Source organism: Serratia proteamaculans (genome assembly GCF_008830365.1).
Classification (GTDB): domain Bacteria; phylum Pseudomonadota; class Gammaproteobacteria; order Enterobacterales; family Enterobacteriaceae; genus Serratia; species Serratia proteamaculans.
Window position 1 is genome coordinate 141931 of record NZ_WBKI01000008.1, and the last position, 12370, is coordinate 154300.

Annotated in this window: 13 protein-coding genes; 10 read left to right on the plus strand and 3 right to left on the minus strand. The window is 51.2% G+C overall.

Annotation, left to right across the window (positions count from 1 at the left end; translation table 11 throughout):
- Positions 1-88 precede the first annotated feature (88 nt).
- The 7 genes from F8R23_RS21700 to F8R23_RS21730 all read left to right on the plus strand — a co-directional run bounded on the left by F8R23_RS21700 (position 89) and on the right by F8R23_RS21730 (position 6663).
- Positions 89-2614 (plus strand): outer membrane usher protein, encoded by a 2526-nt coding sequence (locus tag F8R23_RS21700; RefSeq protein WP_151415996.1) that lies wholly within the window; start codon positions 89-91, stop codon positions 2612-2614.
- A gap of 61 nt (positions 2615-2675) precedes the next feature.
- The gene (locus F8R23_RS21705) at positions 2676-3422 is read left to right on the plus strand and encodes a fimbria/pilus periplasmic chaperone (protein WP_151415997.1); all 747 of its coding nucleotides are present in this window, start codon (positions 2676-2678) and stop codon (positions 3420-3422) included.
- Positions 3423-3457: 35 nt separating this feature from the next.
- Positions 3458-4114, plus strand: a complete 657-nt coding sequence (locus F8R23_RS21710; RefSeq protein WP_170288001.1) for a fimbrial protein — start codon at positions 3458-3460, stop codon at positions 4112-4114.
- Positions 4107-4625, plus strand: a complete 519-nt coding sequence (locus F8R23_RS21715; RefSeq protein WP_151415998.1) for a fimbrial protein — start codon at positions 4107-4109, stop codon at positions 4623-4625. The genes F8R23_RS21710 and F8R23_RS21715 overlap by 8 nt, the downstream gene beginning before the upstream one ends.
- A 13-nt stretch (positions 4626-4638) precedes the next feature.
- Entirely contained in the window at positions 4639-5127 is a 489-nt protein-coding gene (locus tag F8R23_RS21720; RefSeq protein WP_151415999.1) for a fimbrial protein, read from the plus strand.
- 14 nt (positions 5128-5141) lie between these two features.
- The gene (locus tag F8R23_RS21725) at positions 5142-5690 is read left to right on the plus strand and encodes a fimbrial protein (RefSeq protein WP_151416000.1); all 549 of its coding nucleotides are present in this window, start codon (positions 5142-5144) and stop codon (positions 5688-5690) included.
- The gene (locus F8R23_RS21730; RefSeq protein WP_151416001.1) at positions 5683-6663 is read left to right on the plus strand and encodes a reverse transcriptase domain-containing protein; all 981 of its coding nucleotides are present in this window, start codon (positions 5683-5685) and stop codon (positions 6661-6663) included. The genes F8R23_RS21725 and F8R23_RS21730 overlap by 8 nt, the downstream gene beginning before the upstream one ends.
- A 1488-nt stretch (positions 6664-8151) precedes the next feature.
- On the opposite strand, the gene F8R23_RS21735 is transcribed toward F8R23_RS21730, so the two are convergent.
- Positions 8152-8538 (minus strand): hypothetical protein, encoded by a 387-nt coding sequence (locus F8R23_RS21735; protein WP_151416002.1) that lies wholly within the window; start codon positions 8536-8538, stop codon positions 8152-8154.
- A gap of 590 nt (positions 8539-9128) precedes the next feature.
- On the opposite strand from F8R23_RS21735, the gene F8R23_RS21740 reads away from it, so the two are divergent.
- From F8R23_RS21740 to F8R23_RS21750, 3 genes are all read left to right on the plus strand, one after another.
- Positions 9129-9947, plus strand: coding sequence for a winged helix-turn-helix domain-containing protein (locus tag F8R23_RS21740; protein ID WP_151416003.1), 819 nt, complete (start codon positions 9129-9131; stop codon positions 9945-9947).
- Positions 9931-10380: a hypothetical protein gene (locus F8R23_RS21745; protein WP_151416004.1), complete on the plus strand. Its 450-nt coding sequence runs from the start codon at positions 9931-9933 to the stop codon at positions 10378-10380. The genes F8R23_RS21740 and F8R23_RS21745 overlap by 17 nt, the downstream gene beginning before the upstream one ends.
- 376 nt (positions 10381-10756) lie before the next feature.
- Positions 10757-10948, plus strand: coding sequence for a 3-deoxy-7-phosphoheptulonate synthase (locus tag F8R23_RS21750; protein WP_244953409.1), 192 nt, complete (start codon positions 10757-10759; stop codon positions 10946-10948).
- Positions 10949-11079: 131 nt separating this feature from the next.
- Here the strand turns inward: F8R23_RS21750 and F8R23_RS21755 are convergent, their stop codons facing one another.
- Together F8R23_RS21755 and F8R23_RS21760 are read right to left on the minus strand one after the other, a co-directional pair.
- The gene (locus F8R23_RS21755; protein WP_151416005.1) at positions 11080-11385 is read right to left on the minus strand and encodes a hypothetical protein; all 306 of its coding nucleotides are present in this window, start codon (positions 11383-11385) and stop codon (positions 11080-11082) included.
- Positions 11386-11737: 352 nt separating this feature from the next.
- A complete protein-coding gene (locus tag F8R23_RS21760) occupies positions 11738-12322 on the minus strand; it encodes a helix-turn-helix transcriptional regulator (protein WP_151416006.1) in 585 nt (194 codons plus the stop codon).
- Positions 12323-12370 lie beyond the last annotated feature (48 nt).

Genomic DNA, 12370 nt, shown 5'->3' on the forward strand with positions numbered 1-12370 from the left:
CCACTGATGATGGGTAAATTTATTGCGTGGTCATTATTTAAAATAATGGAAATAGCGCTTAATGGAATAATATAAAAGGTCTGAAATAATGGCGTTATTTTATTTTAAGGCATTGCCTTCGCGTCCGCGCACCCTGGGATTAATAATCAGCTATATCATCAGCGGCGCTATCGTGTCTGCGCAAGCCCATGAATTCAGTTTTAACACCGACGTATTGGATGTTAACGATCGCAGCAATATAGATTTAGATCAGTTTTCCCGCAGCGGTTACATCATGCCGGGCGACTACGTGATGGCGGTACACATTAATAAGCAAGAGCTGCTGGAGCAGCCCGTAACTTTTTATGCGCCGGATGATGACCCGAAAGGCAGCGAACCCTGCGTCACACCGGCCCTGGTAGAGCAATTAGGCTTAAAGCCGGAGATGAAGAGTAAGCTGACCTGGTGGCATCAACAACAATGTGTGGTGCCCGGCAGCTTGCCGGGTATGAGTGCCAAAGGGGATTTGGGCGCGGCAAAACTCTACCTGAGCATTCCGCAGGCCTACCTGGAATACGCCTCAGACAATTGGGACCCGCCTTCGCGCTGGGATGAAGGCATCCCTGGGTTGCTGCTCGACTACAACATAAATACTCAAACCCAGCGGCAACAAAAGCGCGGCACGCAAAGCTATAACCTTAGCGGCAACGGCACTGCAGGTGCCAATTTTGGTGCCTGGCGGCTGCGTGCGGATTGGCAGGCCCGGCTCGATCACCAGACCGGCTCGGGGCAGTCAACCCAGAATAGCTGGGACTGGAGTCGCTATTACGCTTACCGGGCGATCCCACGTTTGGGTGCCAGGTTGACGATGGGGGAGAACTATCTTAACTCCGACATTTTCGACAGCTTCCGTTTTACCGGTGCCAGCTTGGCGACCGATGACAACATGCTGCCGCCGAACCTGCGCGGCTATGCGCCGGAAGTCACCGGTATCGCAAAAACCAACGCCAAAGTGGTGATCAGCCAGCAGGGGCGGGTATTGCAAGAGACTCAGGTGGCGGCAGGTCCGTTCCGTATTCAGGACATCAATGGTGCGGTCTCTGGCCAGTTGGATATCCGGGTAGAGGAACAGGATGGCAGCGTGCAGGCGTTCAAGATGGACACTGCCAATGTGCCCTATCTGACTCGCCCAGGAACCGTACGCTACAAGCTGGCGGCTGGGCGGCCCAACGACTGGCGTCACCATGTCAACGGCCCAGTGTTTGCTACCGGCGAGTTTTCCTGGGGCGTTAGCAACGGTTGGTCGCTGTATGGCGGTGGGGTAGCCGGGGGTGACTATAACGCATTGGCACTCGGGGTTGGCCGTGACTTGTTGATGTTTGGCGCATTGTCATTTGACGCGACCCAGTCCCGCGCTCGTTTGCCGTTTACCGACAAAACGTTGAGCGGCGGCTCTTACCGCCTGAGCTATTCCAAACGCTTTGATGACTATGACAGCCAGGTCACTTTCGCCGGTTACCGCTTCTCAGAGCAGAACTACATGAGCATGAGCGAGTACCTGGACGCCCGTACTTATGGGACGCGTTCGCAAAACAGCAAGGAGATGTACACCATCACCTTTAACCAGCAGTTCCGTAGTTTAGGGCTGAGTGCCTATTTGGATTATCAGCACCAGACCTATTGGGATCGACCGGCGAATGACCGTTACAACCTGTCGCTGCAGCGTTACTTCGATATCGGGCGATTCAGAAACCTGAATATTTCAGTAAATGCTTACCGAAATAAATACAACGGCGTCAACGACGACGGCATGTTTTTGCGTTTTTCAATGCCCTGGGGCAACCAAGGTTCCCTCAGCTACGACAGCAGTTGGGATCGTAATGACAACAGCCAGCAAGTGAGTTACTTCCAGCCGGTGAATGGCCACGACAGCTATCAGCTAAGTGCGGGGACTTCACGCGGCGGGGCAAGGAGCAGTGGCTATTATAGTCACCAAGGGGATATCGCCCAGATGAATGGTAATGCCAGCTATCAGGAAGGGAGCTACTCCTCACTGGGGTTGTCGTTCCAGGGGGGGGCTACCGCCACGCTGAAGGGCGCTGCACTACACCGTGCTGGCAGCATGGGGGGTACTCGAATGCTGCTGGACACCGATGGCGTGGCCGGTATCCCCATCCAGGGCTATGGCGCCAGCACCGAGTCAAACCGTTTTGGCAAAGTGGTGGTGGCCGATGTGGGCAGTTATTACCGCAATCGGGTGAGCATTGATCTGAACAACCTGCCCGATAACGCCGAAGCCACCCGCTCGGTAGTGCAGGCAACCTTAACCGAAGGGGCGATCGGCTATCGGCACTTTGAAGTGATCGCCGGTGAAAAAGCCATGGCGGTGATCCGTCTGGCGGACGGTTCCACCCCGCCGTTTGGTGCCACGGTGCTGAACCATAAGCAGCAGGAAGTGGGCATTGTGAACGATGGCGGCAGCATTTACCTGAGTGGCATCAACGCCGGTGAGGCCATGACCGTGCACTGGGCTGGGCAGGCGCAGTGCGAGCTGACGTTACCGGGCGTGCTACCCAACAGCGGCGTGACGGACCTGCTGTTGCCATGCCGCCTGCTGGAAGAACAAGCGATCTGAACTCGGCCCTGGCCGTCAGGTTTTAACCAAGACTGAATGTTTTTTGAATGAGAACCACCAAATGAAATTGACCATGACAACAACACTGATTACCGGCGTACTACTTGCCCTGACAGCGCAATCAGCCCAGGCCGCGATCGCTTTGGATCGTACCCGGGTGATTTACGACGGCAGCCAAAAATCCCTCAGCCTGAACATCAGCAACGAGAACAAGCAGTTGCCTTACCTGGCGCAGGGTTGGATTGAGGATGCACAGGGCAACAAGATCACCACTCCGTTAACCGTTTTGCCGCCGGTGCAGCGTGTGGAGCCGGGGGCCAAGAGCCAGGTCAAAGTGCAGGGGCTACCGGCTGCCAACCTGTTGGCGCAGGATCGGGAATCGCTGTTCTATTTCAACCTGCGCGAGATCCCGCCGCGTACCGACAAACCCAATACGCTGCAGATTGCGTTGCAAACGCGCATCAAACTGTTTTACCGGCCGAAGGCGTTGATGACCAGCTCTGGCGATACGCCATGGCAGGAGAAAATCACCCTGAGCAAACAGGGTGACAGCTATGTGGTGAATAATCCGACGCCGTATTTCGTCACCCTGGTGGACGGTAGCAGCAAGGTGAAGGGCGAGTCACTTAAAGATTTTGATCCGCTGATGGTGGAGCCAAAGGGTAAAGGCACCCTTAAAGCCAGCGCCAGCGCATTAGGCAATAGCCCGGTGCTGACCTACATCAACGATTACGGCGGTCGTCCGCAGTTGCAGTTCACTTGCAATGGCGGCAACTGTACAGCCAAGCCGATAAAAGACAGCCACTGACGGCGTAACACAACGACGCGGGAAAGGAGTGAGAGATGCAGCATAAAACGGGGAAAAGCTTTCGCCACCGGCTGTCACGCCATGAACGCCATTATCTGTTAACCCAGGCAGCAGCGGTGCTGATGGTGCCGTTGGTGATTGGTGCGGTGTTTTCGTTGCTGCCGGGTGCTCAGGCGGCGGATAACTGGCAGGTTGAGGGCACCAATGGCGTGTTGCGTGTACAGGGTGCTTTAACTGAAAGTGCCTGCCGGTTGGATATGACCTCCGCCTGGCAGGAAATAGATCTGGGCGAGGTGGGAAGCGGGCGGTTGCGCAAGACAGGTGATCAAGGTACGTCGGTAGCAGTGCAGTTAAAACTGCAAGACTGCCTGCCGGGCCCATCGCGCAGTCTGGATACCCGCACCGGCAACCGGTTATGGAGCGCCGATCAGCCTGCGGTTACCGTCAGCTTTAACGCACCGGCAGATGCCGATAACCCGCAGTTGGTGAAGGTGCAGGGGGCGGGCGGTTTGGGGTTACGGTTGACCGATGTACGCGGGCGCGATGTGCGCCTGGGCAGCCGTGGTGCGCCGCTGTTGCTGACCCCGGGGCAGAACGAATTGACCTATCACATCACTCCCGAGCGCACCCGCGCGCCATTACAGGCTGGCGCTTACTGGGCGCAGATGAACTTTGGGTTGAGCTATGACTAGTGCTTTGCTCGGCATCACCCCGCGTGGACGCCTGGCACAGCTGTGCCTGAGTTGCGCTCTGTTGTTACCCGGCACGCTGGCACAAGCGGTGACCACGGTAACGGTACGGATCACGGTAGTAGCACCGCCGCCTTGTACCATTAACTACGGCCGTACTATTGAGGTGGATTTTGGCAATGATGTGCTGACCACCCGGGTGGACGGCAGTAATTATCGACGGCAGATACCTTACAGTGTGCAGTGCAGTGGCAACACGACCAACGCCATGACTTTGCAGATAGAAGGCTCCGGGGCGGGATTTGGCTACAACGTATTACGCACCAATAAACCTGATTTGGGTATCGCACTGTTTGTCACCGATGCCAATGTACCGCTGCCGCTGAATACCATGATCAAGTTTACTTACCCGGGGATACCGACGTTGAATGCGGCACCGACCAAACGCGCCGGCAGCACGCTGACCGCAGGCGCTTTCTCGGCAGGAGCCACCCTAAAAGTGGATTATCAATAGCAGGAGCACTGCGATGACGTGTGATTTACCCGTAAGGGCATTGTTGCTGCTGGGGGCCTTGCTCAGTTCGCCGTTATGGGCAGCGGATAATCTGCTGTTTCGCGGCACCCTGATTGAGCCACCGCCTTGCAGGATTAACGATGGCGCAACGGTAGACGTCGATTTTGGCGACCGCGTCGGGGTGAAAAAGGTTGACGGGGTGAACTACCAGCAAGCCCTGAACTACCGAATCAGCTGTGAGCCGGGGGCTAGCGGGCTGGATATGACCTTGACCCTGAGGGGGCAGCAGACCGGTTATGACATGGCGGCAGTTCGAACTAATCTGGCGGATTTGGGCATTCGGGTGCTGCAAAACGGCAAACCGTTCACTCTGAACCAGCCGATCGGTATTGACCCGAAGAGCCCACCGCTGCTTGAAGCCGTGCCGGTAAAAACCCCGGGTGCCACCTTAAAGGAGGGGGCGTTTGTCGCCACTGCGACGCTACAGGCGAATTATCAATGATGGGGGCGGAATGGATGCAAAGGAATAACGGCTGCCGTTGGTGTTGGCTACATGCTGGTTTGGCCGGGGTGGCGCTGCTGCTCAGCCCGCTGGCGACAGGGGCGGACAACATGCGTTTTCATGGTGCGTTGGTGGCTGAGCCCTGCGTGATCCCGCCGGGTGAAGAGAATATTCAGCTGGATTTCGGCACGGTGATCGACAAATACCTGTACCTGAATCAGCGCACCCACGGGCAGCAGTTTGCGTTGCATTTGGCGGAATGCGATCTCAGCCTGGGCGCGACGGTGCGGGTACGTTTCAGCGGTAATGAGAACCCGCACTTACCCGGTTTGTTGGCCCTGGCAGGCGGTAGCCAGGCTTCCGGCATTGCCATCGGCATGGAAACCCCTGAAGGCAAGCCCTTGCCGCTGAACCAGAGCGGGCAGAAATACCCCTTGGCCAAGGGCGACAACCTGCTCACCTTTAAAGCCTATGTGCAGGGTGAGCCTGAGGCGATAGCCAAAGCAACCATCGAGCGCGGGCCGTTCAGTGCGGTAGCGACTTTTAGTTTGGAATATGAATAACGCGGAGATTTGCTGGCAACGTGCCTGGCAGTGGCTTTGCCTGCGGCGCAGGCATGCTCCGGCAGACGCGGATATTTGGCATCTGCGCTATCACTGGAAACAATGTGGCGAGGCGTTGTTCGAGAGCGCAAAGTCTGGCCGATATCGGCTAACTGCCATGCAGGTACATCATCGCTTTGGCTATTCCTGGGTACAGTGGTGCGCGTCGGATGCACTGGTATTGAAGTGGGTGGCGATGCAAGTGGAGCACCTGTTGCCGACCCATGAACGTTGCGCCCATGTGAAAGGCCAGGGCGGTGGTCGGCAATCGATCCGTCAGGTATGGCAAGCCCTTACCAGTGACGAATATGCTTTTGTTTACCGTACCGATATTCGGGGTTATTACCGGCATATCCGTAAAGGGCAAGTACTGTCGCAGGTGGAGCGTTATGTCTCTGACCCCATATTGGTGGGGCTGATAACACAATATCTGTATTACAGCGTTGAGGATGCGGGCGAGTTTCACACCCCAGAGTTTGGCATTTGTCGTGGGTGCGCGCTGAGTCCATTAATTGGTGCCAGCCTGTTACATCACGTAGACAGTTATTTTGCAGCACAGGAGGGAACCTTTTATGCGCGTTACATGGATGATTTTGTGGTGCTTACCCGCAGCCGCTGGCAATTGCGACGGTCGGTTAAGCGATTATATGAATTTTTCGAGCTGGGCGGTTTTGAAGTTCATCCGGATAAAACCCAACTGGGGAGAATTGAACGTGGATTTGACTGGCTGGGGGTATGGTTTACCCCCACAGGCACCACCATAGCGCCCAGAGCGTTAGATAACCATCGAGCAAAACGAACGCGGCTTTACGAGCAAGCCAAAGCTAAGGGGCTGACTCCGTCAGCGATCGAAGCAAAGGTGCGGGCGTATGAAGCTCGGTGGAAAATTTGGGCAAACAGTCAATTGCAAGCGGCTGAATCCAGCTGGTATTGAGTGTTTGCTGTTGAAATTACTGAGTGCTGCGCGGTGGGTTGTGGCGCGCTACAACGGAGAATTACCAGATGTTACACACACCTATGTGCCGATTAGCGATCATGATATGGCTCGGCTGTGCGAACGTCGCTGAAGCCACGTCTTATTCAACCAGCGGCAGAATAACCAATAACGGAGGCCTCCTATCCATGGAAGTCACATTCGGATGGCCTACTGTGGACACCCCCGACACGCCTCTGCCTTGCGTACGAGCATCGTGCTGGCTGGGTCCGTCTGTGACGATTCTCACCCCTTTTGACAATTGGCAACGTGCCTATAACCCGCATGTATCACAACTCACCATAAGATACACCAAGGGGGAACTCCTGTCCGCAGTCCGCGCCCGGTGGGTCTCGCAATACGGCGTTACGGGGACATTGAATGAACCCGCGTGGGCGACAAGTGCAGGGATTCCCTACGTAACAAGCGCACTGGCATGTTTCCAGTACTGGCCTAATCAGACCGGCTCGGAGCCTGCCGTCGGCATCAACTTACCCGGGACCGTGTGTTCCACGCCAGCGCCGCCGAACGTTAATTGCGACAGTATCCCGTCTATGATCTACGATTTTGGGACCGTGGCTGCTGGGCGAACAGACAACCTGCGGATAAGCCAGCGCCATTTCTTGTCTTGCACGAACGCGACCAACGTTACTCTGAAACTACAGTCTGCCCTTGTCCTGACGCGTTCCTTGACCGCCAACTTATCCGTTAATGGACGGACGATCGGGCCACAAGGGGTAACACTGGATGCGCGCGGGGATTCTGTGCCGTTGGACTTCGTCGTGACGACGGTCGGGACGGAAAACACTGGGGGGGTATATAACGCGAGCAGCGTATTGATCATGGAGTATAACTGAACAACGTCCTTCTTGGGTAATACTGGCGGGCCTAAATCCTGACTCGGCGGTTCCATCTACGATGAGCGATCTATAGTGTATGGGACACACGTACGATGGACGGAAGGCCCTGTACCATAAGGTCCTGATAGCAACATGACGTCCTCGCTATAGGTGATGAGTCTATACAGTCTTGATGGCCTGGAATCAATTCACCGTCTTCCTGGCACGGTCTTTGTTCGAGGCTGATGGTGGGATACCGCGAACCAGCGGACCAACAACCCCGGTTTTTCGGTGGGGGAACATGAAGGAGTCCTATACATGAATCCATTGAACGTGCCGCGGTTTCACATTCTCGGACAAGTGGAGCAATGGCGGTTCCTGGACGCAGGGTGATCTTGGATGCTTGTATGAATGGCACCCCGGGCTCCGATTTTGGTGCTCTAAGTTTTCCATAAAAAATAAAATTTCCCCTAAAAGAAAGCTCCAGGGGACGATTTAATTATTCACGGAAATAATCCTTATCTTTAATATGATTTTTATAGAGATGTTTCAAAACCTGCTTATGAATGCGTTGTGGCTAATTTTTAGTTATGACTGCTATCATCCTGCCTTAAAGAACTGCATGATCATTATAAATATTCATTGATAGTTTGTTGGGTATCACCGACTTTTCCATCAGCTTATTGTTGATGCATAATCCGTAGTTTGGAATAGTGACAATGGTATCATCAGGAAAACCATGTGTTGCCAATATTGCCCGGGTCCGACGGACCAGTTGACGGTAGTTACTCTCGTTTTTCTCGGCGTCCCCCATGCCCCAGATATAATTGATGATGCTGTTCTTTTCCTGTATTTCATTGATCAGGCAGAGTAGCAATTTCGCCTGGTTCTTACTGATGCCGACAGTTTTTTGGATATTACTCATCGTTAATTTTCTGTCTTTAATAATCAGGCAGTAATTTTTAACCCTACCTCTTTGTTTGATTAGTTTTTCCATTGTTACTTTCCTTTGGTGTGAAAAATCCCGCATGAAATAAAAAGTTTTCATGGTAATGGGCGTGCAACTTGTCGGTTTTCTAGGTTATTAATTCGGTTTCTAAGGCGTGATATACACCTCAAAAAATAAAGATCATTGACGTTTTTAGGCTTATGATTAGTCAGCTTGCTCGTCAGGCTTTCGATAAGACAAATCTTAACACCCGGAAAGTTGCCATCTCCATATATACTTGTTTTTACTGTTTATATAAAATTTTATGCTAAATTTTGTATTTATTTATATTTTTATTCTGATATCGGTTGGAGGTTGGTTCTGTTGCTTATGCTGAAGGAGTGCTATATTCAGTCGATTTTTAAGAATTTTCCTGTAAAATCGCGCGCAGTTTTTAACGTAAAGGGAAAAACACGGTGGCGCTTATAAAGCGGCGTTGCTGAAAACAATAACAAATAGAATGCGGTACATCAGACAGGTTTAAAATTACCGTGTGGAAGTCAAGCTGCTTAGCTTCAGGGGATGCGTACAGGATGATACTGCACTTGCAGCGTTGCCACTGTAAGCATAGAGAAGCAAAGAGTCATTGAGGAGAGGGTATGGAGTGCATCATTAACGGTGTTGTTAAATACAATTCGGATGACGGGACCTTGCTGAGCCCAGATAACGCTATTGATATGATCAAGCTCTCTCGGGTAGTCAATGAGCTGTTGCTGTTGTTAATTAAAAATAATCATCAGTTGTTAAGCAGGGATACTCTGCTCAACGAGTTATGGGATAAAAGAGGCTTGAATGCCTCAAGTAATAACCTAAGCAATTATGTCTCTATTCTCAGGAAAACGTTGGCGAATTGCGGTTGTCCACAGTTGATCACTACCGTCCCGAAGCACGGTTTTTTGTTCGAGGCAGATATCACGATCCTGGCGAAAACAGATGAGGAAAAACTACCGTCATTGGTAGGAAATATTGAAAAGAAATTAGTTTTACCTTCTGCTTCTACTTCTACTGTAAAGGGAAACATGTTTGTTTCTCTTTCCTGGCTAAAAGAAAACATAGGGCTACTGGGTGGCGTTATAGCCCTGGCGCTGGTTTTGTGGTTACCGGGAGCTTATGAGCAATGGAGTATGAAATCCTTGCGCACGGAAGTTCTCACACTTGATCAATGCAAATTTTTTCTTATGGATGATGTCACCCGTGGGTTGGAAAACACAGATACTCTTTCCATCCTCAGGATGATCGTAAACAACGAAAAGTTAAACTGCGATCGTAAAGCCAATGTGTATTATTTTGCCGATAAGAAAATGGATGCCTCCGGGCATGTGATTATGACCGACCTGCTCACTTACTGCGCGTATGATGGAAAAGCGCCGTGCGACAATTACTATATGTCGAAGAAAGAAAATGAAGATAAAAAATAAGCTCGGTATTGTGATGTGGGTGATTAGCGTGGTTGCCGCTGTTAATATTGCCTGGCAACGCACTACGCAGGATCCCGCTTTTGAATGTCGGGCCAGGATACACAGTAAATTACTGGCAGATAAGTGCGACAGGAACAGCGTCTTTGATGTGTTTCTCGCCATGCACGCTAACGGGCGCGGATACTGGCTGATTTCGGGAACCTCGGTATGCCCGAACTCCCCCCAGACATTGACCAATGGGATTGTCGAGTTCACCTATAAAAAAGAGGGTGGGTATTTTTCTATGCATATGGACAAGAGGAGTTCCGACATCACGGAGGTTTTCAGCGCGTTGAGGTACGATGACCTTAAAATGAAAATCACAAGAGTGAATACGTGGGATTATGCTCTCTCTCTGACGAATCAAACGCTGATGATCTGCACTGAGGATTGAACAAGGGACTTGGTTTTCTTCAAGGGAGTAAAAGGCGGGGCTTGCAGCTGGTGAGTTCAGGTGCCTATCGGGGTTAGTAAGCAGGCGATCATGCCGGAGCACTGTTCACCCTGATGTGAAGGGTTATGTAGAGTTCAGGAAAACCGATCACAGGTTAATATTTTGATTTATATTGAAAAATTATAAAATGAACACTGTGACCAGTTATCCAATAAATCTTTTTCTCTGGCTAAAGCCGCTTTACATGTGTGAGTAAGAATTTTTCACGTTGGTGTTTGTGTATAGCGACATGTATAAAATTAATTTTTATTTTAAAAATAATAAAAAATATCAAATGTATAGGTGTTATTTATCACTCCTGTGATCTTCCGCCATAATGCATCAGCACGGCGTCCACCCCGGTGGACTGCACGTTGAAATGACCGGCCTGGAGGTGACCGAATGCACCGGCGGGCTTCAGCAAATCAGTGAGCGGGATTTATCCCATCGTTATTACACCGCCTGTGATCCGCGCCTCAACCGGATGCAGGCGCTGGCTTTCTTGCTGGGTCAGGCTTGGCAAAACTAGCCGATTTCAAATGCAGGTCACTACCTATAGCGGTTTTTTTGTTTTTCAGGCGTTGGGCTCGCCGTTGAACATACGACGATAATATAAAAAAGCCCGCCATAAGGCGGGCTTGGTCAAAACAGATATGGACATTACTGGCAGATGGATGCGTACTTCTTCATAAACGGACTGGCGCACATTGACGCATAAATATCTTTCTGCAATTGATCTGCAGCCCCGTTGTCTTGTTGAACACTGCCGTTACCGCCGACAACGGTACCTACGCCATTGCCACCTTTTCCATCACCGGTGGCATTGCTGCCAATAGCGACGCTTATGCCGCCAGGACCACTCGAAGTGTTGCTGTTGATGCCACCTTCAATGACAATCCCGGCATAAGAAAATTGAGCGCTCATCAGGAGCGCACAACCCAGCAATAAGTGTTTTTTCTTCATCATAAATATCTCCTTTTACTTTATTGAATAACCCTGTCGGGTTATTTACCCTACGACGTCACAAAATTAAACAATGTCTGCAACACAGCTTGCTTCCTGGCTTAATATCAGAAGCCATCTTTATTTGACCCAAGAACATCATTCCATAAACAAATGATTTACGAGGAGCGATTTCTTACCCGACACACGTGCAGCTCTCGCTTTCTAACATGTGTAAAATGTTTATAAAAGGAATATATACTTAGCAGAGACAAAATTAAAGCAATGCAAATTTCCATGAACATAATCCCTTGGTTCATCAAATTATAATAAAAACAATAACACTAGTTATAAAACTCCATTTACAACGCCAACGTTATTGGATCAGCCAGTAAATAAAGTCATGCTTATTTTTCAAAGCCATTTTCTGCATCAGCGAACGTTTATGCGAATGCACAGTTTTGACGCTAAGTTGCATGCGCGCGGCGACCTGCGACTGACTAAACCCCTGGCGTAAATAAGTCATTACCTGTTTTTCCCGCGAGGAAAGATACTTCCCGGCACAGGAAGGGCAGCGCTCCAGGCGCTCACCTGGCGAGCGCCTGGCCAGAGCGCCTGTCAACATCTCATCGAAGGCGTCGTAAGACGCACGCCGCGGCAGCGAACCGGCATAACGCCAGCCGCATCCGCCCCGTATTTCTCTGCATCTGCCTGGCGTGCCGATATGAAAAAACATCTTCGCCGCGCTGTGAGTATCGCTATCCAAATGATAGGGAAGATGCCGGGCCTTTTCCGATGCCGAGGAAAAAATCAACTCGATATGATTCTCCCTGCCATTTTGTTCATCATCAGTATTCACAGAGATGTTGCGCCGTGAGAAATAATCCTGCAACAAGTTCTTCAACCCCAGGCTGAAGTATTGGTCTTCATCATAAATAGCTATGGAAACCTGGTCCTTCATATAAACTCCCTTGGTAATCAACGTAGATATGCGTTAATTTTCGACAGG